At 62.0% G+C, this 24725-nt stretch carries 21 protein-coding genes; 14 read left to right on the forward strand and 7 right to left on the reverse strand.

Going from position 1 to position 24725, the window contains the following annotated elements:
• Window positions 1–46 precede the first annotated feature (46 nt).
• Window positions 47–1258, forward strand: a complete 1212-nt coding sequence (locus C4J88_RS15170; protein WP_124407432.1) for an MFS transporter — start codon at window positions 47–49, stop codon at window positions 1256–1258.
• 243 nt (window positions 1259–1501) lie between these two features.
• Here the strand turns inward: C4J88_RS15170 and C4J88_RS15175 are convergent, their stop codons facing one another.
• A complete protein-coding gene (locus tag C4J88_RS15175; RefSeq protein ID WP_124407433.1) occupies window positions 1502–1810 on the reverse strand; it encodes a DUF2834 domain-containing protein in 309 nt (102 codons plus the stop codon).
• Between the two features lie 122 nt (window positions 1811–1932).
• Between C4J88_RS15175 and C4J88_RS15180 the strand changes: the two genes are divergently transcribed.
• Window positions 1933–3642, forward strand: a complete 1710-nt coding sequence (locus C4J88_RS15180; protein ID WP_124407434.1) for an amidase — start codon at window positions 1933–1935, stop codon at window positions 3640–3642.
• A gap of 356 nt (window positions 3643–3998) precedes the next feature.
• Window positions 3999–4430 carry a nuclear transport factor 2 family protein gene (locus tag C4J88_RS15185; protein ID WP_124367244.1) on the forward strand — a complete coding sequence of 144 codons (432 nt, stop codon included), beginning with the start codon at window positions 3999–4001 and terminating at the stop codon, window positions 4428–4430.
• A gap of 29 nt (window positions 4431–4459) precedes the next feature.
• Here the strand turns inward: C4J88_RS15185 and C4J88_RS15190 are convergent, their stop codons facing one another.
• Window positions 4460–5785, reverse strand: coding sequence for a PLP-dependent aminotransferase family protein (locus C4J88_RS15190; RefSeq protein WP_124407435.1), 1326 nt, complete (start codon window positions 5783–5785; stop codon window positions 4460–4462).
• A gap of 89 nt (window positions 5786–5874) precedes the next feature.
• Between C4J88_RS15190 and C4J88_RS15195 the strand changes: the two genes are divergently transcribed.
• The 3 genes from C4J88_RS15195 to ampC all read left to right on the forward strand — a co-directional run bounded on the left by C4J88_RS15195 (window position 5875) and on the right by ampC (window position 9173).
• On the forward strand, window positions 5875–6765 hold the full coding sequence (locus C4J88_RS15195) for a DMT family transporter (protein ID WP_124407436.1): 891 nt from the start codon (window positions 5875–5877) through the stop codon (window positions 6763–6765).
• Window positions 6766–6871: 106 nt separating this feature from the next.
• Window positions 6872–7759: a YghX family hydrolase gene (gene yghX, locus C4J88_RS15200; RefSeq protein WP_124407437.1), complete on the forward strand. Its 888-nt coding sequence runs from the start codon at window positions 6872–6874 to the stop codon at window positions 7757–7759.
• Window positions 7760–8018: 259 nt separating this feature from the next.
• On the forward strand, window positions 8019–9173 hold the full coding sequence (gene ampC, locus C4J88_RS15210; protein WP_124407439.1) for a class C beta-lactamase: 1155 nt from the start codon (window positions 8019–8021) through the stop codon (window positions 9171–9173).
• Window positions 9174–9369: 196 nt separating this feature from the next.
• On the opposite strand, the gene C4J88_RS15215 is transcribed toward ampC, so the two are convergent.
• The gene (locus tag C4J88_RS15215; protein ID WP_124407440.1) at window positions 9370–10647 is read right to left on the reverse strand and encodes an ATP-binding protein; all 1278 of its coding nucleotides are present in this window, start codon (window positions 10645–10647) and stop codon (window positions 9370–9372) included.
• Window positions 10648–11355 (reverse strand): winged helix-turn-helix domain-containing protein, encoded by a 708-nt coding sequence (locus C4J88_RS15220; protein ID WP_124407441.1) that lies wholly within the window; start codon window positions 11353–11355, stop codon window positions 10648–10650.
• 156 nt (window positions 11356–11511) lie between these two features.
• Here C4J88_RS15220 and C4J88_RS15225 point away from each other — a divergent pair, with 156 nt between their 5' ends.
• On the forward strand, window positions 11512–12714 hold the full coding sequence (locus C4J88_RS15225; RefSeq protein WP_124407442.1) for an MFS transporter: 1203 nt from the start codon (window positions 11512–11514) through the stop codon (window positions 12712–12714).
• Here the strand turns inward: C4J88_RS15225 and C4J88_RS15230 are convergent.
• Entirely contained in the window at window positions 12670–13272 is a 603-nt protein-coding gene (locus C4J88_RS15230; protein WP_124363096.1) for a tRNA-(ms[2]io[6]A)-hydroxylase, read from the reverse strand. The genes C4J88_RS15225 and C4J88_RS15230 overlap by 45 nt on opposite strands.
• Before the next feature lie 146 nt (window positions 13273–13418).
• Here C4J88_RS15230 and C4J88_RS15235 point away from each other — a divergent pair, with 146 nt between their 5' ends.
• On the forward strand, window positions 13419–14282 hold the full coding sequence (locus tag C4J88_RS15235) for a universal stress protein (protein ID WP_124407443.1): 864 nt from the start codon (window positions 13419–13421) through the stop codon (window positions 14280–14282).
• 162 nt (window positions 14283–14444) lie between these two features.
• On the opposite strand, the gene C4J88_RS15240 is transcribed toward C4J88_RS15235, so the two are convergent.
• On the reverse strand, window positions 14445–14915 hold the full coding sequence (locus tag C4J88_RS15240; RefSeq protein ID WP_124407444.1) for a DUF1289 domain-containing protein: 471 nt from the start codon (window positions 14913–14915) through the stop codon (window positions 14445–14447).
• Window positions 14916–15311: 396 nt separating this feature from the next.
• Here C4J88_RS15240 and acnB point away from each other — a divergent pair, with 396 nt between their 5' ends.
• Window positions 15312–17921 (forward strand): bifunctional aconitate hydratase 2/2-methylisocitrate dehydratase, encoded by a 2610-nt coding sequence (gene acnB / locus C4J88_RS15245; RefSeq protein ID WP_124368976.1) that lies wholly within the window; start codon window positions 15312–15314, stop codon window positions 17919–17921.
• Between the two features lie 199 nt (window positions 17922–18120).
• On the opposite strand, the gene C4J88_RS15250 is transcribed toward acnB, so the two are convergent.
• The gene (locus C4J88_RS15250; protein ID WP_124407445.1) at window positions 18121–19398 is read right to left on the reverse strand and encodes a serine/threonine transporter; all 1278 of its coding nucleotides are present in this window, start codon (window positions 19396–19398) and stop codon (window positions 18121–18123) included.
• Between the two features lie 268 nt (window positions 19399–19666).
• Here C4J88_RS15250 and C4J88_RS15255 point away from each other — a divergent pair, with 268 nt between their 5' ends.
• From C4J88_RS15255 to C4J88_RS15275, 5 genes are all read left to right on the forward strand, one after another.
• On the forward strand, window positions 19667–20620 hold the full coding sequence (locus tag C4J88_RS15255) for a 2-hydroxyacid dehydrogenase (RefSeq protein ID WP_124407446.1): 954 nt from the start codon (window positions 19667–19669) through the stop codon (window positions 20618–20620).
• A gap of 170 nt (window positions 20621–20790) precedes the next feature.
• Window positions 20791–21858 carry a phosphotransferase family protein gene (locus C4J88_RS15260; protein WP_124407447.1) on the forward strand — a complete coding sequence of 356 codons (1068 nt, stop codon included), beginning with the start codon at window positions 20791–20793 and terminating at the stop codon, window positions 21856–21858.
• A gap of 22 nt (window positions 21859–21880) precedes the next feature.
• Window positions 21881–22648, forward strand: coding sequence for an SDR family oxidoreductase (locus C4J88_RS15265; RefSeq protein ID WP_124363102.1), 768 nt, complete (start codon window positions 21881–21883; stop codon window positions 22646–22648).
• A 69-nt stretch (window positions 22649–22717) separates the two neighbouring features.
• The gene (locus C4J88_RS15270) at window positions 22718–24151 is read left to right on the forward strand and encodes a PLP-dependent aminotransferase family protein (protein ID WP_124407448.1); all 1434 of its coding nucleotides are present in this window, start codon (window positions 22718–22720) and stop codon (window positions 24149–24151) included.
• A gap of 83 nt (window positions 24152–24234) precedes the next feature.
• Complete coding sequence (locus tag C4J88_RS15275) at window positions 24235–24636, forward strand: cupin domain-containing protein (RefSeq protein WP_124407449.1); 402 nt, start codon at window positions 24235–24237, stop codon at window positions 24634–24636.
• Window positions 24637–24725: the final 89 nt, after the last annotated feature.

Here is a 24725-nt window from a genome sequence, read left to right on the forward strand (position 1 = left end):
TCAAGTAGTGTCGGCCCCTGTTCGCTGCCTTGTATGGAATGCCTGCATGTCGACCCTCACCGCGACACCCGCCGCTGCCACCACGACGCCCCAGGTCAGCCCTTTGGTCATGCGCGTGCTCGGCGCCTGCGCCCTGGCGCATCTGATCAACGACCTGATCCAGGCCGTGCTGCCGTCGATCTACCCAATGCTCAAGGCCAACTACGGCCTGACGTTTACCCAGGTCGGCCTGATCACCCTGACCTTCCAACTCACCGCATCGCTGCTGCAACCCTGGATCGGCTACCACACCGACCGTCATCCCAAGCCCTGGCTGCTGCCGGCGGGCATGGTCTGCACCTTGATCGGTATTCTGATGCTGGCGTTTGTCGGCAGCTTCCCGCTGATTTTGCTGGCGGCGGGGCTGGTCGGTGTCGGCTCGTCGACGTTCCACCCGGAAACGTCCCGCGTGGCACGCCTGGCCTCGGGCGGCCGCTATGGCCTGGCGCAATCGACGTTCCAGGTCGGCGGTAACACCGGCAGCGCCTTCGGTCCACTGCTGGCGGCGGCCATCATCATTCCCTACGGCCAGAGCCATATCGCCTGGTTCGGCCTGTTCGCGGTGTTCGCGATCCTGGTGCTGTACGGCTTGAGCCGCTGGTACCGCCACCACCTCAACCTGTTCAAGCTCAAGCAAGGCGGCAAGCCGACCCATGGCCTGTCCAAAGGCCGGGTGACCTTTGCCCTGGTGGTGCTGGCGCTGCTGGTGTTCTCCAAATATTGGTACATGACCAGCCTGACCAGCTACTTCACGTTCTACCTGATCGAAAAATTCCAGCTGTCGGTCGCCAGCTCCCAGATGTACCTGTTCCTGTTCCTCGGCGCGGTGGCCGTGGGTACCTTCGCCGGCGGGCCGATCGGCGACAAGATCGGGCGCAAGACAGTCATCTGGTTTTCGATTCTTGGCGCCGCACCGTTCACCCTCGCCCTGCCCTATGTCGACCTGTTCTGGACCGCCGTACTCAGCGTGATCATCGGCTTTATCATCGCCTCGGCGTTCTCGGCCATCGTGGTGTTCGCCCAGGAACTGGTGCCGGGCAATGTCGGCATGATCGCCGGGATCTTCTTCGGCCTGATGTTCGGCTTCAGCGGGATCGGCGCGGCACTGCTGGGCTTGCTCGCCGATAGCCACGGTATCGAATACGTCTACAAGCTATGCTCGTTCCTGCCGTTGGCGGGCATTTTGACGATATTGTTGCCGTCGACCAAAGGGGTGTAGGCCTGCCGCTATCCAGGCGGGAGACGCTTAAACAATGTGGGAGGGGGCTTGCCCTAATGCCAGTCAGTTAAGGCTTTTTGTAGGAGCGAGCTTGCTCGCGAAAAACTCACAGGCACCGCGTTTATTCAGGAAGCACGCGTTATCGTTGACGTTTTTCGCGAGCAAGCTCGCTCCTACAGACGGTGGTGTACGCTTAACTGACTGGCATTAGGGCAAGCCCCCTCCCACATTGGTATTTTGTCGTCAGGTGCGTCGCGTAAAACCATTGACGACGATATACAGCAGCGGCCCTACCGACACGAACACCGCTGTCAGCAGGAAATAGGGGATCAACGACGCCACAGAGCGCCCCCGCCCCTGCGCATCCCGGTACATCCACACACACGCCAGTATCGCCATCAGGTACAGGTCAATCACCACCTGCGCGGTGTCTGGCCGTGACAACAATTGCTGCCCAAACGCAATGAGCGATTGCTCGGCCGTCAACATGGTCGCCACGGTATACAACGAAAACCCGAGCAAACCGGCCAGGGCGATATAGGGTCTGGGCATGTTCTTCTCCTTGGAGTGCAATATGGATCATCAAGCCGCTTACCTTAGCAGCAAGCTGGCACTGGGAAATATCTGTACGTAGACTGCCGCCATACCCCCCACTTGAAGGCGGCGAAAAAAATCTGATGCAAGTTACCGAAGTCTCCATTGCCCAATTGCGCGCTGCGCTTGAATCCGGCCAGACCAGCGCCGTTGAACTGGTGCAGGCCTACATGGCGCGGATCGACGCCTATGATGGCCCGCAGACCGCCACCGCGCTGAACGCCGTGGTGGTGCGCAACCCCGAGGCCTTGCAGGAAGCCGAGGCGTCCGATGCACGCCGGGCAAAAGGCCAGACGCTGGGGCCGCTGGATGGCATTCCCTATACGGCCAAGGACAGTTACCTGGTCAAGGGCCTCACCGCCGCGTCCGGCAGCCCGGCGTTCGCCAAGCTGGTCGCCCAGCGTGATGCCTTCACCATCGAGCGTTTGCGCGCTGGCGGGGCCATCTGCCTGGGCAAGACCAATATGCCGCCCATGGCCAACGGCGGCATGCAGCGCGGCGTCTATGGCCGCGCCGAAAGCCCGTACAACGCCGATTACCTCACCGCACCGTTCGCCTCGGGTTCGTCCAACGGCGCCGGCACGGCCACGGCGGCAAGTTTCGCCGCGTTTGGCCTGGCCGAAGAAACCTGGTCGAGCGGTCGCGGCCCGGCCTCCAACAACGGCTTGTGTGCGTACACGCCTTCGCGTGGGGTGATTTCGGTACGCGGCAACTGGCCGCTGACCCCGACCATGGACGTGGTGGTGCCCTATGCGCGCACCATGGCTGACCTGCTGGAAGTACTCGACGTGGTGGTCGCCGAAGACCCGCACACCCGTGGCGACCTGTGGCGCCTGCAACCCTGGGTGCCGATCCCCAGCGTCAGTTCGGTGCGCCCGGCGTCCTACGCCGAACTCGCGGCGGGCAGCGCGGCCCTGGCCGGCAAACGCTTCGGCGTGCCGCGCATGTACATCAACGCCGACCCTGAGGCCGGCACCAGTGAGAAACCCGGGATCGGCGGACCGACCGGGCAGAAAATCCACACCCGCGCCTCAGTGATCGAGCTGTGGCAAGCCGCACGCCACGCCCTGGAAGCCGCAGGCGCCGAAGTCATCGAAGTGGATTTCCCACTGGTGTCCAATTGCGAAGGCGACCGCCCCGGCGCGCCCACAGTGTTCAACCGTGGCCTGGTGTCCCGGCAATTCCTCCACGATGAACTGTGGGAATTGTCGGCCTGGGCGTTCGATGACTTTTTGCGTGCCAACGGCGACCCGGCGTTGAACCGCCTGGCAGATGTCGATGGCCCGAAGATCTTCCCCCACGACCCCGGCACCCTGCCCAACCGCGAAGACGACCTGGCCGCCGGCATGGATGAATACGTGCGCATGGCCCAGCGCGGCATCACGCCGTGGAACGAGATCAGCAGCTTGCCCGACGGCTTGCGCGGCCTCGAGCAAACCCGCCGGCTGGACCTGGAAGACTGGATGGACCGCCTGGGGCTCGACGCGGTGCTGTTCCCCACCGTGGCTGACGTGGGCCCGGCCGATGCCGATGTCAACGAAGCCTCCGCCGATATCGCCTGGAGCAATGGCGTGTGGGTGGCCAACGGCAACCTCGCCATTCGCCACCTTGGCGTTCCTACGGTCACCGTGCCGATGGGCGTGATGGCCGATATCGGCATGCCGGTCGGGCTGACATTTGCCGGGCGGGCGTATGATGATTCGGCGCTGCTGCGCTTGGCGTCAGCGTACGAAGCCACCGGCAGCAAACGCATGATTCCACCGCGTACACCGCCGTTGTCAGCCGGCTGATCACCGCCCCATGTGGGTGTGGACTTGCCCTAATGCCGGTCAGTTAAGAAGTAGCAGGAGCGAGAACTAACTTGTGGCGAGGGAGCTTGCTCCCGCTGGGGCGCGAAGCGGCCCCAAGCAATGGGACTGCTGCGCAGTCCAGCGGGAGCAAGCTCCCTCGCCACAGGTTCGGTGTCGCCTTAACTGACTGGCATTAGGGCTTGCCCCCTCCCACAGGTTCAGCCGAGTTCCACGTCGGCAAATAAGTAATTTCAGAATATTTCAAGAACCCTCTTTCCTTCCCCTGCCGATTTATTGCATGGTTGTATGACGACAGACCTCATCGTGTCGCTCCCCAACAACAATAAGGACTCCCCATGCAAAATCTCAAAGTGCTGATCGCTTTCCTGTGCCTGTTCTCCGGCTACGTCGCGGCCGCACCGGCGCCCGCCGAGAAGGAAGTAGCCCAGGCGGTCGACCAACTGACCCAGGCTATGTTGCACCTGGACCTCAAGCAACTGCATGCGCTGACCGCAGACACCCTCACCTACGGCCATTCCAGCGGCAAGGTGCAGAACAAGGCGCAGTTCATCGAAGACCTGGAAACTCACAAGAGCGCGTTCAAGACCCTGGAAATGCAAAACCAGAGCATCACCCTCAATGGCGATACCGCTCTGGTGCGCAACCACTTTCACGCCCTGGCGGTGAACAGTGGCGTCGAAGTGCCGACCGATATCGATAACTTCCAGGTCTGGCAGAAACAGAAAGGCCAATGGCTGCTGATCGGCCGCCAGGCCTACAAATACTGACCCTTGCCGGTGAGCCGCTCAGCCACGGCTCACCATTGCACTACTTTGCGCACCTTGAGCAACGCCTCACGCAGCGCCGTCATCGACACCGACCCCAACGCCAGGCGCAGCGCGTGGGGCACATGGGCCGAGACGGCAAACGGCTCGGCGGTGGAAACGCCAATACCCTCGCGCTGTAAGGTCATGGCCACCTGATCGGCGCGGGCATCTTCGGCCAGCGGCAGCCACAAAAAATACGATGAGGGATGGCTGATATAGCTCAGCCCCGTCAGCACTTGCGCAGCCAAACCTTGCCGCGCCTGGGCATCTGCACGTTTTTGCGCCTCCAACTGCGCAACGGTGCCATCTTCGATCCAGGCCACGGTAATCGCACTCATCACCCCCGGCACGTTCCAGGTGGTGGCCATGACGGTGCGCTCCAATACCTTGACCCAAGCCAGGGGCGCCGCGATAAAACCGACGCGCAAGCCGGTGGCGACACTTTTGGAAAACCCACCCACGTAGACAGTGCATTCAGGCGCCAGGCTCGCCAGCGGCGGCGGTGCGTGTTCGGCCAGGAAGGCGTAGGCGGCGTCCTCGATGATCATCAAGTGGTGCTCTCGTGCAATCGCCACCAGGCGCTCGCGCTGCGCCAGGCTCATCACCCAGCCCAGCGGGTTATGCAGGGTGGGCATGCTGTAGACCGCGCGCACCGGCCGCTTGCGGCACAGGGCCTGCAGGTGATCGAGGTCCGGGCCGGTGGCGCTGGCCGGGATCGCGACGATTTCCAGGTGCAGGGTCTCGGCCAATACCTTGAAGCCCGAATACGTCAATGCGTCGACGGCGATCACATCGCCGGGTTTGAGCAGCGCCATCAGGGTTACCGCCAAGCCGTGCTGGGCTCCGCTGACCAGCAATACCTGTTCGGCCTGCACCGCCAGCCCGCGCTGCAACAGGTGCTGCGCGACCGCCGCGCGTTCATGCAGGCGGCCGGCGTGGGGCTGGTAACGCAACAGCGCTTCCAGGTCGCCGGATAACGCCAACTGGCGCAGTGCGCCACGCAAAAGCTCGGCCTGGCCGGGCAATGACGGGTAGTTGAAATTCAAATCGAGCATGCCTGCCGCAATGGGCATCTGCCCACTGCCCTGGCCCGGCGGTAACGCCAGTTCGCGTACGAAGGTGCCACGCCCGGTTTCACCACTGACCAACCCCATCGCCTCAAGCTCGGCGTACACGCGGCTCGCGGTGACCAGCGCCAGGCCATGCTCGGCGGCGAGTTGGCGGTGCGTGGGCAGGCGCGTGCCGGGCGGCATTTTGCCCGCACGAATGGCCTCGGCGAAGGTATCGACCAGCGACTTGTAGCGGGCTCGCGGCATTGGTGATGTATCCATGACAATTTTTTGATTGCCTCAATCTTCAGCCCTAGGATGCCGGGTACGCAACTTCCCTTTTTCGGACATCCTCCATGGAACGCACCTCCATTCTCGGCAGCCTGGACAGCAGCACCCAAGGCTGGATCAACGGTTTTATTGGCGTGGTGATCTTCAGTGGTTCGCTGCCGGCCACGCGCCTGGCGGTGATGGAATTCGACCCGGTGTTCTTGACCATGATCCGCGCGACGCTTGCGGCCATCCTGGGGCTGTGCCTGTTGTGGTGGTTCCGCGAAAAACGCCCCACCCGCCCGCAATGGGCGCCCTTGGCTATCGTCGCGTTCGGCGTGGTGATCGGTTTTCCGCTGCTCACGGCGCTGGCGCTGCAATACGTGACCTCCGCACACTCCATTGTGTTTATCGGCCTGCTACCGCTGGCGACGGCGATCTTCGGCGTGCTGCGCGGCGGCGAGCGGCCGCGACCGGTGTTCTGGTTGTTTTCGGGGCTGGGCAGTGCGCTGGTGATGGGTTACGCCTTCGCCCAGGGCCTGAGCGCCGCACCCGCCGGGGACCTGCTGATGCTATTGGCGGTGCTGGTCTGCGGCCTGGGCTATGCCGAAGGCGCCAAGCTCTCGCGCAGCCTGGGTGGCTGGCAGGTGATTTGCTGGGCCCTGGTAATGTCGCTGCCCGTCGTCGCGCCGTTGAGCTGGCTGCTGGCGCCCGCGTCGTTCACCGGCATCAGCCTGCCGGCCTGGCTGAGCCTGGGTTACGTCGCGCTGTTCAGCATGTTGATCGGCTTTGTATTCTGGTATCGCGGCCTGGCCCAGGGTGGCATCGCGGCGGTCGGCCAGTTGCAGTTGCTGCAACCGTTCTTTGGTTTGGCGCTGGCGGCGGGCCTGCTGCATGAGCAGGTCAGCCTGGGCATGCTGCTGGTCACGGTGGCGGTGATCGGCTGCGTGGCCGGCGCGAAGCGCTTCGCGCGCTAGCGCTAGGGGCCAGGGGCTGCTAAACAGAAATGGCGTCCGCGCCCGTGGCCGCACGGGTTGATCCTGGTCTACATTTGACGGCAACCGCTAATCGAGGACTGCACCGATGACTCGTCTCACCGCCAAAGACTTCGCTCCCGAACTGCTGGAACTCTACGATGGCTACGCCCACGGCACGCTGAACCGCCGCGAATTTCTCGACCGCGCCGCGCTGTTTACCTTCGGTGGCCTGACCGCCTCGGCCCTGCTCGCCGCCCTGAGCCCCAACTACGCATTCGCCGAACAGGTGAAATTCACCGACCCCGCTATCGTTGCCGACTACGTCACTTACCCGTCACCCAAGGGTAATGGCACGGTGCGCGGCTACCTGGTGCGCCCGGCCAAGGCCGTGGGCAAACTGCCTGCGGTGGTGGTCGTGCATGAGAACCGAGGCCTCAACCCGTATATCGAAGACGTAGCGCGGCGCCTGGCCAAAGCCGGCTTTATCGCCCTGGCGCCCGATGGCCTGACCTCGGTGGGCGGCTACCCCGGCAACGATGAAAAAGGCGTGGCCCTGCAGCAGACCGTCGACCCCACCAAACTGATGAACGACTTTTTCGCGGCCATTGAGTGGCTGATGCACCACGACAGCAGCACCGGCAAAGTCGGCATCACCGGTTTCTGCTATGGCGGTGGCGTGACCAATGCGGCGGCGGTGGCCTACCCGGAACTGGCGGCGGCCGTATCGTTCTACGGGCGTCAACCCGAGGCCAAGGACGTACCCCGCATCAAGGCACCGATCATGCTGCATTACGGGGAGCTGGATGCGCGCATCAACGAAGGTTGGCCGGCCTACGAGCAGGCGCTTAAAGCCGCCGGCACGACGTATGAGGCATTTATCTACCCGGGAGCCAACCACGGCTTTCACAACGATTCGACGCCGCGTTATGACGAGGCAGCAGCGAACCTGGCGTGGGAGCGCACCCTGGGATGGTTTCGCAAGTACCTTGCCTGACACACTCCAGCTGTGGGAGGGAGCTTGCCCCAATGCCAGTCAGTTAAGCGTACACCGCCGTCTGTAGGAGCGAGCTTGCTCGCGAAAAACTCACAGGCACCGCGTTCATTCAGAAAGCACGCGTTATCGTTGACGTTTTTCGCGAGCAAGCTCGCTCCTACAAAAAGCCTTAACTGACTGGCATTAGGGCTTGCCCCCGATGGCGGCACCCGCGCAGGCTTCACCCTAAGTCAATCCGTTACAGGGAAACGAAAATAACATGCAGGAAAAATCCCGTTTTAGCGTACGAAACCTGCTGATTTCAGCGTCTCTGCTGGTTGCTACTCCGTGCCTGGCAGCACCCGACCTGCGCGAAGTAGTGGACAGTCACGTCAAGCCACTGATGCAACAACAGCGCATCGTCGGGCTGTCGGTGGCCGTGGTGAAGGATGGTCAGGCGCAATACTTTAACTACGGCGTGGCGTCCAGGGAAGGCAAGCAGCCCGTCACGCAAGACACCTTGTTCGAAGTCGGCTCAGTGTCCAAGACCTTCACTTCAACCCTCGGGGGCTATGCCCAGGCCAGCGGCAAGTTGAAGCTGTCGGACCGCGCCAGCCAGCACTGGGCCGAACTGGCCGGCAGTGTGTTCGATCACATCAGCCTGTTGCAACTGGCGACCTACACCGCAGGCGGCCTGCCGCTGCAGTTCCCAGGTGCGGCCGACAGCGCCGCGACCATGCTCGATTACTACAGGCATTGGCAACCCACCGACACCCCCGGTACGCGACGCCTCTACTCCAACCCGAGCATCGGCTTGTTCGGCTACCTCGCGGCGAAAAGCCTGGGCCAGCCGTTCAATGTCGCCATGGAACAGACCTTGCTGCCGGCGCTGGGCTTGAAGAACACCTACCTCAACGTGCCCGCCGACAAGCTGGGCCGCTACGCCCAAGGCTACGACAAGCAGGAAAAACCCGTGCGCGTGGGCCCAGGCGCACTCGACAGCGAAGCCTACGGCATCAAGACCAGCACCCAGGACCTGGCGCGCTACGTAATGCTCAACCTGCACCCCGAAACCTTGAGCGCGCCGCTGCAACAGGCGATCGCCACCACACACAGCGGTTACTACCGCGTCGACGGCATGACCCAGGGCCTGGGCTGGGAATACTACCCCTACCCCATCACCCAGCAGGCCTTGATAGAGGGCAACTCCACACCAATGGCGCTGGAGTCGCACGCCGTCAAGTGGCTGCAACCGGCGCAGGCCCAACCGGCCAATGTGCTCTACAACAAAACCGGTTCAACCAATGGTTTCGGCGCCTACGTGGCGTATGTACCGAGCAGGGATATTGGCGTGGTGATCCTGGCCAACAGGAACTACCCGAATGCCGAACGGGTGAAAGTGGCCCATGGGATCTTGACTGCCCTGGATAAATAATACCCAGCGCACTGTACCTGTGGCGAGGGAGCTTGCTCCCGCTGGGCCGCGAAGCGGCCCCAAAAATGGGACTGCTGCGCAGTCCAGCGGGAGCAAGCTCCCTCGCCACAGGTTACTTTTTACCCTTCCTACTTCTTAACTGACTGGCATTAGGGCAAGCCCCCTCCCACATCGGCTTGTCGTTGTTTACGGATACTTACTCGGCATACGCCCACGTCATCCGAAACGACGCGCCACCCCACTCCGAGTCCAGCACCTGCACCTGTCCGCCATGCCATTGGCTGACCCGCTGGACCAGCGCCAGGCCCAGGCCGAAGCCGCCGGTACGGCGGTCGCGGCTTGAATCCAGGCGCATGAAGGGTTCAAAGATCTTGGCGCGGCCCTCCACCGGAATACCGGGACCGTCGTCGCTGACCTGCAGTTCGTAACCGCTGCCGAACTTGATCAACGACACTTCAACCCGCCGGTCGGCATAGCGAATGGCGTTGCGCAGCAGGTTGATCACCGCGCGCGCCATGAATCGTGGCTCGATGCGAATCACATCGACCTCACAGGTACGCAGCGACAACTGCACACCTGCGGCCTCGGCCTCCAGCGCCACGCTGCCGATCACGCTGTCCAGCCAACTGTGGGCCTCGATGCTTTCGCGGGTAACCTGGGTCGCGCCGCGTTCCAGGCTGGCGTAGGTCAACAGCTCGGAGACCATTTCTTCAAGTTCGCCAAGGTCGGCGTACATATCGGCGATCAGTTCGCGGCTTTGGCGCGGATCGGCCTGCTGCTTGAGTTGGTCAAGCTCGAAGGACAAGCGCGCAATCGGCGTGCGCAGCTCGTGGGACACTGCGTTGGTCAGTTCGCGCTGGTTGGCGATCAGGCTTTCGATGCGCTCGGCCATCTGGTTGAAGTGCCCGGCCAGCGCACGCACGGTGGAGCGACGCGGCAACAGGATGCGCGAACCGAGGTCGTTGTCGCCAAAGCGCTGCGCCGCCAGGCGGATGTGCTCCAGGTCGCGCCAGTGCGGGCGCACCCAGAAGTACAAGACGATGGCCAGGCTCCCGCCCAGGAGGCCATAGGCCCACAGGTACAACCATTTCGGTTCTTCCGGCAATTGGATTTCGAGCAACTGCGGGCCGTCGTCGATGGGCGCGAGGAACTTCATGAAGTCCTCGCGCACCACCACCTGGCCGGCCGCCAGCAGTGCCTGTTCGCGCGCGCTCAGGTGCTGGCTGGCGCGCTGCACCAGTTGCAGGCGCAGGCCGTAATGCGGTTGCAACTGATCCAGACGCGCCTGGCGCGCCTCGCCCTGTACCGGCCGCAGTTGTTCCACCAGGGCCCACGCCGGACCGCGCAGGGCTTCGCGATTATAGGTTTCATTGGACTCTGGCATGTACGCGTCCAGGCCATAGTTGACCAACCAGATCGCACCGGCCAAGCCAAGCGCGAGGATCAGGTACAAGCGCAGATACAGGCGCAGCATCTACAGCTCCCAGGCGAAAGGATTGAACAGGTAGCCCTTGCCCCAGATGGTCTTGATGCACACCGGCTCGCGCGGGTTGTCATTGAGCTTGCCGCGCAGTTTGCTGATGTACACATCGACGCTGCGGTTCAGGCCATCGAACGCAATGCCGCGCATGCGGTTGAGGATGTCGTCGCGCGAAAGGATGGTTCCCGAGCTGCTCGCCAGTAGCCAGAGCAATTCGAACTCCATGGTGGTGAGGTCGATTTTTTCATCGCCCAGGCTGACCACCCGGCAACTGCGGTTGATCGACAACCGGCCGAATTCCAGGTAATCGCGTACCGTCGTCTCGGGCACTTGCCGACGTTGCAGCGCCCGCAGGCGCGCCAGCAACACCGGCGGCTTGATGGGTTTGATCACATAGTCATCGGCACCGGACTCCAGGCCCAGGATATGGTCCAGGTCATCTTCCTTGGCGGTGAGGATCACAATCGGTGTGTCGGACACCGCGCGGATCTCGCGACACACATGCAGGCCGCTCTGGCCCGGCAACATCAAGTCGAGCACGACGATTTTCGGTTTGAACGCCAGGAATGCCGCCAAGGCCAAATCGCCCCGGTGCACCGCCTGCACCTCGAAACCATGTTGCGACAGAAAATGCGCGATCAGCCCTGCCAGCTTCTCATCGTCCTCGACGAGCAGGACTTTGCCCAGACCCAGGTTTTCCATAAGTTCTCAGTGTGCGAACGCCGATTGAAAGGCCGGCAGTATAGGTGGCAAGCTGCCCAACGGGAGCCGCCGCACGCAGGGTGCCAGCAAGCTTCATGCTTTTAAGAGTTTTTAACAAATAGCCTGCACTCTTTTACGCCATTCACAGGGAGTTATATGCGCAAGGATTATTTGGCGTTCTTCGTTTCACTGTTCCTGTCGCGGCTGGCGGACCAGATTCTGCTGTTCATCGTGCCGCTGATCGTGTTCCAAACCACCCAGAGTGTGTCTTGGGCGGGCCTGGCGTTCTTTGTCGAGTCACTGCCGCGCTACCTGGCCTTTCCGGTGTGCGGGGCGTTGTGCGACAGGTTTTCACCCGTGCGCATCCTGCATGTCAGCCAGGTGTATCGGGCGTTGGCCTGCGTGGTAGCGGTGGCGCTGTACGGGCTGTTCGACGGTATCCAATGGCTGGTGATCCTGTCGGCGTTGTGCGGGGTATTGACCACCCAGGGCATCATGGCGCGGGAAGTGCTGATGCCGCATATTTTCCAGCATTACTCCTACACCAAGACGTTGTCTTATTCGCAGATCGCCGACCAGAGCGGCCTGGTACTCGGGCCGTTGGCGGCGGCGCTGATGCTGGAAGTCTGGGCGTGGCCCTGGGTAGTGCTGGGCATCGCCGCACTGTTTGTGCTGGCGGACCTGGCGATGCTGGCCTGGCAGCGCAACACCCGCGTGAACCTGCAGCCCCATGCGCCGCAGCCCGCGGGCCTCTGGCTGCAGCCACTGCGCACCGCTTTGGGCCACATCCGCAGCCGGGTGGAGTTGAAGCGCATCATTACCCTGGCCATCGGTGTGAACCTGATCGTCGGCGTGACGCTGGCCACGTCGGCGGCCCTGGTCACCGGGCAATACGCGGCGGACAAGGACGCCTACGCCCTGCTGCAAGCCGCTGGCGCGGTGGTCACCCTGGTAATTCTGTTTTACCTCGCGCGTTCGAGCCTGGCGCTGAAGGTGCTCGGCGGGTTGTCGTATTCGATGATTGCCGTGGGCGCGCTGATCACCGCCCTCAGCCCAGGCGTATGGGTGTACGCCGTGGGTTTCCTGCTGGTGAGCGGTTTCGACAAGATGTTCAACGTGTACATGCGCAGCACCCGTCAGCGGGTGATTCCAGTGCAGGATTTCGGCAAAACCGTGGGGGTGATCACCCTGCTCAACAACCTCGCCCAGCCCTTGGCGGGCTTGCTGATTGCGGTGCTGGCAGCGCCGCTTGGCACGCAAACGGTGATCCTGCTGCTGACCGGGATCAGCGCCGTGATCGGCGTAGCCGTGGCCTCAGGCTGGCACGCCACTGTGAAAGCGGAACTCGACGTCGGCTGACTCGATCAACGCCTGCTCGGCCGCCCTCACCCGCTCGATCACCTGGGCGATGTCCTTGGCGTCACCGTACTGGTAGGCCAGTTTCAAGTAACCCTGGAAGTGCCGCGCTTCGCTTTTGAGCAAACCGAAGTAGAACTTGCCGAGTTCTTCGTCCAAATGCGGCACCAGCGCTTCGAAACGCTCGCAACTGCGCGCTTCGATAAAGGCCCCCACCACCAGGGTATCCACCAGCTTGACCGGCTCATGGTTGCGCACCACCTTGCGCAAACCCGAGGCGTAGCGGCCGGCGGACAATTGGCGCAGTTCAACCTTGCGTTTTTTCATCAGGCGCATGACCTGCTCGTGGTGCACCAGCTCTTCACGGGCCAGGCGCGACATCATGTTGATCAGGTCGAGGTGGCCGTGATACTTGGCGATCAGGCTCAGGGCGGTGCTGGCGGCTTTGAATTCGCAGTTCTTGTGGTCGATCAGCAGGGTGTCCTGGTCGGCCAGCGCGGCCTGGACCCAGGCGTCGGGGGTGCGGCAACCGAGGAATTCGTGGATTTCGGGCAGGATCATCGGGCTCACGGGCAAAGGATCACAAAAGGGCGCCGATTATACCGACCACGCCGCAGACCACCAGCCATGGGCCTTGATGTACATCAAGATGACGGCACGCGTGCAGCAACTATAGTTGTTGCAGGCCCACTCCTGGAGAACCGACCATGCAAGCCATCCGCAGCATCCTGGTGGTCATCGAGCCCGAGCATCCCGAAAGCCTGGCCCTCAAGCGCGCGAAGCTGATCGCCGGGGTCACCGACGCGCACCTGCATTTGCTGGTCTGTGACAGAAAGCATGAACATTCGGCGCTGCTGAGCCTGCTCAAATCCGGCCTGCAGGAGGACGGGTACAGCGTCACGACCGAACAGGCGTGGAACGACAGCTTGCATGAAACCATCGTCGACGTGCAGCAGGCCGAGGGCTGCGGCCTGGTGATCAAGCAGCATTTTGCCGACAGCCCGCTGAAAAAGGCCCTGCTGACGCCGGCAGACTGGAAACTGCTGCGCTATTGCCCGACGCCCGTGCTGCTGGTCAAGACCGCTACGCCCTGGGCCGGTGGAGTAATCCTGGCCGCCGTCGACGTGGGCAATACCGACAGCGAACACCGCTCGCTGCACAATTCCATCATCGACCACGGCTTTGATATCGCCAGCCTGGCCAAGGCGCAGTTGCATGTGATCAGCGCACACCCCTCGCCGATGCTGTCGGCGGCGGACCCGACGTTTCAACTGCGGGAAACCATTGAGGCGCGTTATCGCGAGCAGTGCCAGGCCTTCCAGGCCGAATTCGATGTGGATGACGCACACCTGCATATCAAGGAAGGCCCGGCGGATGTGCTGATTCCCCATATTGCCCACCAGTTGCAGGCGGCACTGACGATTATCGGCACCGTGGCGCGCACTGGAATTTCCGGGGCGTTGATCGGCAATACGGCAGAGGTGGTGCTGGATGCGGTGGAAAGCGATGTGCTGGTGCTCAAGCCGCAGACGCTGATGGACCATTTGGAAGAACTCGCCACCCAAGCCTGAAGCAATGAAGATCAAAATGTGGGAGGGGGCTTGCCTCAAGGCTTTTCTGTAGGAGCGAGCTTGCTCGCGAAGAGCTCAGGCCCCCCGCGTTTATTCAGAATGAACGCGTTGCCTGGGCGTTTTTCGCGAGCAAGCTCGCTCCTACAGGGGCCCCCTGTACCGTCAGGTAGATAGCGCATCCTTCAGGAATCCCGGTGCGATATAACGCTGGTAATGCGCCTCGGACAAGATAAAGAACTCCCGATCAATCGCATCGCGCAGGTCTGGCAAGGGCCAGTCGCGAAACTCCGGTAGCAGCACCATGCCATAGGCCTCCAGGTTATTGATCACCCGTGCCCCACGCGCAATCAACTGATAGGCCCAGCAATACTCGGACTGGTGCGGCACGAAGCGAATCTTGCGTTGTTCCAGCTGCCCGCGCAGGGTCTTGGGGGCAAAAACCTCGACTTTGCCGGCCATCACCTGCACCAGCAATTGCTCGAGCCTGAGCCAGACCGCACGCTTTTCTTCTTCGTTATAGCCATTCCACTGGATCACTTCGTGGTGAAAGCGCTTGCAGCCGCGACACACGAGATCGCCGTAGACCGTGGAGCACAGGCCGACGCAGGGGGTCTTGATGGTTTGGTTGGACATGGGCGAAAACACGCAGATCAGCGAAACAGTGCGCCATGTTAGCCCTTTGTCTAAGGTTGATCACCCTGCAAACTTGGTGACGCAACTTACCTTTAGATTTTTTTTGCCGTAGAATCACCCGGCCTTGTAAGGCGCCAATAATCCGCTGGAAGCTGTTTTCAAAGCGTCACGAGCACAGTCGTTCCTTCAGAACGGTGTTGGCGCAGGTTTGACCCAGGTAGGTCAACACTTGCGCCAACCCTCATCAGCTCCGTTCTGCAGGCGTAAAACTTTGAAAGCAGCTTCTGTAAGGACGGTCGGCAGCGCTGGCTTTGCGGCCCAAAAAGCCCCCGAGCGCACGCGTGCCGGTCATTCCTGGATGAGCGTCCCGTGGGACCACTGATGAGGGTAATAACTGTGCTTGAAGCCTACCGCAAACATATCGAAGAGCGTGCCGCCCTGGGTATCGTGCCCCAGCCGCTTAACGCCGAACAAACCGCAGGCCTGGTCGAGCTGCTGAAAAATCCCCCGGCTGGCGAAGAAGAATTCCTCGTTGACCTGATCACCAACCGCATTCCACCGGGCGTTGACGAAGCTGCCTACGTCAAGGCCGGTTTCCTGTCCGCCCTGGCCAAGGGCGAAGCCACCTCCCCCCTGATCGACAAAAAGCGCGCTGTTGAACTGCTTGGCACCATGCAAGGCGGCTACAACATCGTGACGTTGGTCGAGCTGCTGGACGACGCCACGCTGGCGCCTGTCGCGGCCGCCCAACTCAAGCACACCCTGTTGATGTTCGATGCGTTCCACGACGTGGCGGAAAAAGCCCGCAATGGCAACGAACACGCCAAAGGCGTGATCCAGTCCTGGGCCGACGGCGAATGGTTCCGCAACCGTCCGACCCTGGCCGACAAGATCAGCCTGCGCGTGTTCAAGGTCACCGGCGAAACCAACACCGACGACCTGTCCCCTGCCCCGGACGCCTGGTCGCGCCCTGACATCCCGCTGCACGCCCTGGCCATGCTGAAAATGGCCCGTGAAGGCATCGTGCCGGACGAGCAAGGCAAGACCGGCCCGATGAAGCAGATCGAAGAAATGCGCGGCCAAGGCTTCCCGATCGCCTACGTTGGCGACGTGGTCGGTACCGGTTCGTCGCGTAAATCGGCGACCAACTCCGTACTGTGGTTCTTCGGCGACGACGTTCCCTTTGTTCCGAACAAGCGCGCCGGCGGTTTCTGCTTCGGCAGCAAGATCGCTCCGATCTTCTACAACACCATGGAAGATGCGGGCGCACTGCCGATCGAGTTCGACGTCACCAACATGCACATGGGCGACGTGATCGACCTGTACCCGCATGCTGGCAAAGTCTGCAAACACGGCACCGATGAAGTCATCACCACCTTCGAAATGAAGACCCCGGTGCTGTTGGACGAAGTACGCGCCGGCGGCCGTATTCCGCTGATCATCGGTCGCGGCCTGACCGACAAGGCCCGTGCCGAACTGGGCCTGGGCCCTACCGACCTGTTCAAGCTGCCTGAAGCGCCTGTCGACACCGGCAAGGGCTTCACCCTGGCGCAGAAAATGGTCGGCAAGGCGTGCGGCCTGCCGGAAGGCAAAGGCGTGCGCCCTGGCACCTACTGCGAACCGAAGATGACCACCGTCGGTTCCCAGGACACCACCGGTCCAATGACCCGTGATGAACTCAAAGACCTGGCGTGCCTGGGCTTCTCGACCGACCTGGTGATGCAGTCGTTCTGCCACACCGCGGCCTATCCAAAGCCGATCGACGTGACCACCCACCACACCCTGCCTGACTTCATCATGACCCGTGGCGGTGTATCGCTGCGTCCAGGCGACGGCATCATCCACAGCTGGCTGAACCGCATGCTGCTGCCGGACACCGTCGGTACCGGTGGTGACTCCCACACCCGCTTCCCGATGGGCATCTCGTTCCCGGCCGGCTCCGGTCTGGTCGCGTTCGCCGCTGCCACCGGCGTGATGCCGCTGGACATGCCGGAATCGATCCTGGTGCGCTTCAAAGGCAAGATGAAGCCTGGCATCACTCTGCGTGACCTGGTGCATGCCATTCCTTACTACGCGATCCAGGCTGGCCTGCTGACCGTAGAGAAGAAAGGCAAGAAAAACGCCTTCTCCGGCCGCATCCTGGAAATCGAAGGCCTGAACGACCTGACGCTGGAACAGGCTTTCGAGCTGTCCGACGCCTCGGCTGAACGTTCGGCTGCCGGTTGCACCATCAAGCTGTCCAAGGACTCCGTCACCGAGTACCTGAACTCCAACATCACCTTGCTGCGCTGGATGATCGGCGAAGGCTACGGCGATCCACGCACCCTGGAACGTCGCGCCCAAGCGATGGAAGCCTGGGTTGCCAACCCGGAGCTGATGGAAGCCGATGCCGACGCCGAATACGCCGAAATCATCGAGATCGACCTGTCGGAAATCAACGAGCCGATCCTCTGCGCACCGAACGACCCGGACGATGCCCGTCTGCTGTCGAGCGTTGCCGGTGAGAAGATCGACGAAGTGTTCATCGGTTCGTGCATGACCAACATCGGTCACTTCCGCGCTGCCGGTAAGCTGCTGGAGCAGGTCAAGGGCCAGTTGCCAACCCGCCTATGGCTGTCGCCGCCGACCAAGATGGACGCTCACCAACTGACCGAAGAAGGCTACTACGGCATCTACGGCAGGGCTGGCGCGCGCATGGAAATGCCGGGCTGCTCGCTGTGCATGGGTAACCAGGCACGTGTAGAGCCGAATTCGACCGTCGTGTCGACCTCGACCCGTAACTTCCCGAACCGTCTGGGCGATGGCGCCAACGTCTACCTGGCCTCGGCCGAGCTGGCGGCAGTCGCCTCTACCCTGGGTCGCCTGCCGACCGTCGAAGAGTACATGGGCTACGCGGCGAAACTGGACACCATGGCCAGTGACGTCTACCGCTACCTGAACTTCGACCAGATCGCCGAGTTCCGCAAGATCGCGGCAAGCGCCAACATCCCGGTGATTCAAGCCTAACGGTATGTTGATGTGATAGGCGCCGCGTATCGCAAGGTACGCGGCGTTTTTTTATGCCTGGAATACAAACAAATGTGGGAGGGGGCTTGCTCCCGATAGCAGTGGTTCAGTCAATTCATAGTTGACTGATACACCGCCATCGGGGGCAAGCCCCCTCCCACATTTAGTTCTGGGACAGCCTTGGAGATTGCGTCAGACCTTAAGCCATCAGCGAATACACCAACGCAGTAATCGCCACCAACCCCACCGCCGTTACAAACACATTCGACGCTTGCCCCCGGTACTTGGCCATGGCCGGCACTTTGCGGATGGCGTACATCGGCATCAGGAACAGGATCGATGCAATCACCGGCCCGCCCAGGGTCTCGATCATGCGGAGGATGCTCGGGTTAAGCGTGGCGACAATCCAGCACACCACCAGCATGAAGGCGGCCGTCATGCGGTCCAGGGACTTGGCTGCCGGACGGCGGCCGGTCTTCAGCACCAGGCCCTTGAGGCCCTCGCTGGCACCGATGTAGTGGCCCAGGAACGACTTGGCAATTGCCACGAATGCAATCAACGGCGCGGCGAACTCGATGGTCGGGTTGTCAAAGTGGTTGGCCAGGTACGACAGGATCGACAGATTCTGCGCTTTCGCCTCGGCCAACTGCGCCGGTGACAGGGTCAGCACGCAGCTGAACACAAAGAACAGCACCATCACCACCATCAACAGGTGCGCGCGGGACAGGATCTGCGAGCTACGCTCGTCGGCGTGTGCCCCATACTGACGTTTCTGGTCTACCGCGAAGGCCGAGATGATCGGCGAGTGATTGAACGAGAACACCATCACCGGAATCGCCAGCCACAAGGTGTTGAGCAAGGCCGACGGCGCCGGAATCTCACGGGCGGTACTGAGGATGCCGCCCGTCCAATGCGGCACCAGGTATACGGCGAGGAACAGCAAGGCAACGATAAACGGATATACCATCAGGCTCATGGCCTTGACGATCACCTTTTCGCCGCAACGCACCACCGCCAGCAAGCCCAGGATCAGCACAAACGCCAGCACTGCCCGAGGCGGCGGCATGATGTGCAGTTGGTGTTCCATGAAGCTGCTGACGGTGTTGGTCAGGGCCACGCTGTAGATCAGCAGGATCGGGAAGATCGCAAAGAAGTACAGCAAGGTGATCAGCGCGCCGGCTTTAATGCCGAAATGCTCTTCGACCACATCGGTAATGTCGGAGCCTTCCCGGCCGGAGAGTACGAAACGCGTCAGCCCACGGTGGGCAAAGAACGTCATTGGAAAGGCCAGCAGCGCCAGGATCACCAGCGGCCAGAAGCCCCCCAGGCCCGCGTTGATCGGCAAGAACAAAGTACCGGCGCCGATGGCGGTGCCGAACAGCCCAAGCATCCAGGTGGTGTCCTGGCGGCTCCAGCTTGTGAGCGTTGCAGGTGTCGTTGCATAGCGTTCGTCGACGCTATTGGCCTGATCATTCATCCGGTCGGATCTCCGCATTCACACGGCCGGGACGAGTCAGAAAAACCTGACAGGCAGCGCCCCGACCTCAACAGGGGCGCGATTGTCCGGGATTCTCGTGCATAAGCAAAGACTTAGCTGAGGAATGGTTCGGTGGGGGAGCCGGCTGCACGGTAATGCGTAGCGCACTCAACTTCGTTCGAGAGCAAGCTCGCTCCTACAGCAACCTACGTTCCGTCTTACAAATCCCGCATACTCATGCGCTCAAGCACTTCAGGAAGAACCTTGCATGACTACCACTGTTCTGGTCCTGGTTGAGACCATCAACGAATACCTGCAAATCATCGAGAGCAATGATTTCCATGTGATCCTGGCTCCGACGCCTGTCGAACGTGCCCAGGCGATCAAGGCCCACGGCGGGCAGATCAAGGCTGTGCTCACCCGTGGCCCGCTGGGGCTGTATGCCGAGGAAATCGCCGCGCTGCCGCTGCTGGAGATTATCTGCGTGATCGGTGCCGGCTACGAACATGTAGACCTGCAGGCCGCCGCCAACCGTGGGATTGTGGTGACTAACGGCGCCGGGGTGAATGCGCCGTCGGTGGCCGACCATGCCATGGCCTTGCTGCTGTCGCTGGTGCGCGGTATCCCCCAGACTGACGCCGCCGTGCGCCGCAGTGAATGGCCAAAGGTGATGCGCCCTTCCCTGGGCGGCAAGCAACTTGGGATTCTCGGGCTGGGCGCCGTAGGCCTGGAGATCGCCAAGCGCGCGTCCCTGGGGTTTGGCATGGAGGTGAGCTACCACAACCGCCAACCCCGCGATGACGTGGATTACACCTACTGCTCAACCGCCGTGGAATTGGCGCGCACCTCGGATTTCCTGATCCTGGCCACGCCCGGTGGCGCCAGCACTCGCCACCTGATCGATCGCCACGCCCTCGACGCCCTGGGGCCGAACGGCTATCTGGTCAATATCGGTCGTGGCAGCGTGGTGGTCACCGCCGACCTGGTGGCTGCGCTGGAACAGCGACGTATCGGCGGCGCCGCGCTGGACGTCTTCGACGACGAACCCAAGGTGCCCGATGCGCTCAAGCGCCTGAACAATACCGTGCTGACCTCCCATGTAGCCGGCCTGTCGCCCGAAGCCACCCACGACACCGTGCAACGGGTCGCCGACAATCTGGTGGAATACTTTGCCGGTCGCCCTGTACTGACCCCCGTGACACTCCCGTCGCGCAACCCGTAGCGAATACCCGCGCCGGGGCCGTGCCGCCCTGGTGATTTGCGTGGATCAGGCCCGCTGATCATTCCCCAACACGCTAACCTATTAAGCCGCCCCGACCTTGTCGCTGGGCGGTGACGCGCATTAGATTAGCCAATAGTCCAAGGCCTTTAAAATAAGCAGAAGGGATAAGCATGCCGCTTAACGACCAATCGACCCAGATTCGCCCCGGCGAAGAACTTGATGCCGGCCTGATCGATCCCTACCTCAAGGCCCATATTCCCGGCCTGCACGGCACGCTCAAGATCAGCCAGTTTCCCGGCGGCGCCTCCAACCTGACCTATCTGCTGGAATACCCGGACCAGGAATTCGTGTTGCGTCGCCCGCCCTTCGGCCACAAGGCCAAGTCCGCCCACGACATGGGGCGTGAATATCGCATTCTCAACCAGCTCAAGGATGGCTTTCCGTACTGCCCCAAGGCCTACGTGCACTGCACCGATGAAACGGTGATCGGCGCCGAGTTCTATGTCATGGAACGGGTCAATGGGATTATTTTGCGCTCCGACCTGCCGGCCGAACTGGGCCTGGACGCGAGCCGAACCGAAGCGTTGTGCAAAAGCTTTATCGACAAATTCGTCGAACTGCATCAGGTCGACTACACCGCCTGCGGCCTGGCCGACCTGGGCAAGCCCCAAGGCTACGTGGAACGCCAGATCCGCGGCTGGAGCGAGCGCTACGAAAAAGCCCTGACCCCCGATGCACCGCGCTGGGAAGCCGTGCGCGCCTGGCTCAACGATAAAATGCCGGCCGACCACCCGACCTCCAGCATCGTGCACAACGACTATCGCTTCGACAATGTGATTCTCGACCCGCGCAACCCGATGCAGATCATCGGCGTGCTCGACTGGGAGCTGACCACCCTGGGCGATCCGTTGATGGACCTGGGCAACACCCTTGCCTACTGGATCGAAGCCGCTGACCCCGCGCCCGTGCAGTTGATGCGTCGCCAGCCAAGCAATGCGCCTGGCATGCTCACCCGCCGCCAGTTCGTCGACTACTACGCCGAACGCTCGGGCATCCAGATCGACAATTTCGACTTCTACTACACCTACGGTCTGTTCCGCCTGGCCGGCATCGTGCAGCAGATCTACTACCGTTTCTTCCATGGCCAGACCCAGGACAAACGTTTTGCCCAGTTCATCCACATGAACAAGCTGCTGGAACAGATGAGCCTGGCAGTCATCGGCAAATCCGCCCTCTGATAACAATCACAAGGAACCCTTCATGTCCAAGACCCACCTGTTCGACCTCGACGGCAAGATCGCTTTCGTTTCCGGCGCCAGCCGTGGCATCGGCGAGGCCATCGCCAAGCTGCTGGCCCAGCAAGGCGCCCATGTGATTGTCTCCAGCCGCAAACTCGAAGGCTGCCAGCACGTTGCCGACGCGATCATCGCCGACGGCGGCAAGGCCACTGCAGTGGCCTGCCATATCGGTGAAATGGAGCAGATCACCCAGGTGTTCGCCGGTATCCGTGAACAGTTCGGCCGCCTGGACATCCTGGTCAACAACGCCGCGACCAACCCACAGTTCTGCAACGTACTGGACACTGACCTCGGTGCGTTCCAGAAAACTGTCGACGTGAACATCCGCGGCTACTTCTTCATGTCGGTGGAGGCCGGCAAGCTGATGCGTGACAACGGCGGTGGCAGCATCATCAACGTCGCCTCGATCAACGGCATTTCCCCTGGCGTGTTCCAGGGCATCTATTCGGTGACCAAGGCCGCCGTGATCAACATGACCAAAGTGTTCGCCAAGGAATGCGCCGAATTCGGCATTCGTTGCAACGCGCTGCTGCCAGGCTTGACCGACACCAAGTTCGCCTCGGCGCTGGTCAAGAACGACGCGATCCTGAAGATGGCCCTGGCGCAGATCCCGCTCAAGCGCGTGGCCGACCCCAGCGAAATGGCTGGCGCGGTGCTGTTCCTGGCCAGTGATGCGTCGAGCTACACCACTGGCGTGTCGTTGAACGTGGACGGTGGTTTCCTGTCCTGAGGCCGCCGGGTTTCTTCCGATCGATTTGCGCGTAACCTTGGCGCAGATCGATCTGCCCCAGGATGAAACATGGAACTGCACCTCGTCATCAATGGCCGCAAGGACCTGGCGGCCCAGCTTTACCAGCAACTGCGCGAAGCCATCGCCACCGGGCGGCTGGCAGCCGGCGCGCAATTGCCGCCCAGCCGGCTGCTCGCCGAGCAATTGGGCGTATCGCGCAAAACGGTCTCGGATACCTACGCCACCTTGACGTATGAAGGCCTGCTGGTCGGCAGGATTGGCCGAGGCACTTTCGTCAATGCGTGGGCACCGCAGCCCGACCGTGTACAGACCGCCACCGACCTGGCTTGCGCCGCCAACCTGAGCAAATGGGCGGCACTGCCCTCGCCTATGCACCACCCCGCCAGCGGCGACATCCTGCGCTACGAATTCATCGGCGGGGCAACCACGCGCAGTCAGTTCCCCCAGGAAGAATGGCGGCGCTGCACCCAGGATGCGTTACGCCGTATCGCCAAGAACAGCGGTTTCTATAGCCAACCGGAGGGCTTGCCGGCACTGCGCGAGGCCATCGCCGGGCATATCGCGTTTTCACGCGGGGTGAAATGCCGCGCCAGTGACATCGTGGTCACCAATGGCGCGCAGCAGGCGCTGGACCTGATCGCCCGCGTGGTCCTCGAGCCAGGCAGCATTGTCGCCATGGAAGACCCTGGCTACAGCCCGGCGCGCCAGTTGTTCGTGGCGATGGGGGCGAAGGTCGCCAGCGTTCCGGTCGATGCACAGGGCATTCAGGTCGACCAGATCCCCGAGGGCACGCGGCTCGTCTATGTGACGCCGTCCCACCAGTTTCCCCTCGGCATGCCCATGAGCCTGGCGCGGCGCAAAGCCTTGCTGGACCGCGCCATCGAACTCGGCGCGATCATCATCGAAGACGACTACGACAGTGAGTTCCGCTACCAGGGCCGCCCCACCGACTCCCTGCAGAGCCTGGACACGCGAGGCGTGGTGACCTACGTCGGGACCTTTTCGAAAACCCTGCTGCCCGAGTTGCGCCTGGGCTACGCGGTGCTGCCGCCGGCGATCCATGGCGCGGTGCTCAAGGCCAAGCAATTGACCGACCAGCACAGCTCTACCCTGCCGCAATGGGCGCTGGCCAAGTTCATCAGCGAAGGCTATCTGCTCAAACATATTCGCCGCTGCCACAGCGTGTATGCGGGGCGCCGCGAACGGATCCTGCAGCGCCTGGCGGGCGACCTGTCGCCCTGGTTCGAGGCGGTGCCGACGGTGGCTGGGTTCCACCTGGCAGCACTGTGCAAGGTGCCGGTGGATATCCCGTTGCTGATGCAACTGGCGCGGGAGGTGGAGGTCGGCTTGTATCCCCTGGATGGTTTTTTCCACGACGTTGCGCCACGCGCGGGGCTGATTCTCGGCTTCGGTGCCATCGAAACCCTCGATATCGACCCGGCGCTGGATAGGGTGCGCGACATCCTGTTGCGGATTGGCTAGGGGGTTTTCCGGCGGATTGGTCATTGGTCGATCCTGCCCCCGGGCGTAGGGTGAACAGGTCTCCAACCCCGTGGAACCCCATCATGAAACGACTGCTCGCCACCGCTGCGATACTCACCTCGCTCACGGCCTACGGCCACGAGCCGGTGTACAACCAGGAAACCCTCAAGGTGCTGCAAGCGCACGCCTTGACCAATGTGCCCGGCAAGAAAACCATCATGCTCACCGTGGACTACGCCCCCGGCCAGGCCACCGTGCCCCACAGCCACACCGGCACTGCCGTGGCTTATGTGCTGGAAGGTGCAGTCACTTCACGGGTCAACGATGAGAAAGCCGTGACCTACAAGGCCGGCGAGTCGTTCTACGAGCCCGCCGGTTCACGGCACTTCGAATCGAGCAACGCCAGCCAGACCCAGCCTGCCAGGCTGCTGGTGGTGATGGTGCTGGACGACAAGGCCGAGGTGCTGACGCCGCTTGCCCAATAAGCTGCATCCCGTTCCGATCAATGTGGTAGGGGGCTTGCCCTGGCTTCCTGTAGGAGCGAGCTTGCTCGCGAAAAACGTCAACGATAACG

It is taken from the genome of Pseudomonas sp. R4-39-08, from assembly GCF_003852275.1.
Taxonomy (GTDB): domain Bacteria; phylum Pseudomonadota; class Gammaproteobacteria; order Pseudomonadales; family Pseudomonadaceae; genus Aquipseudomonas.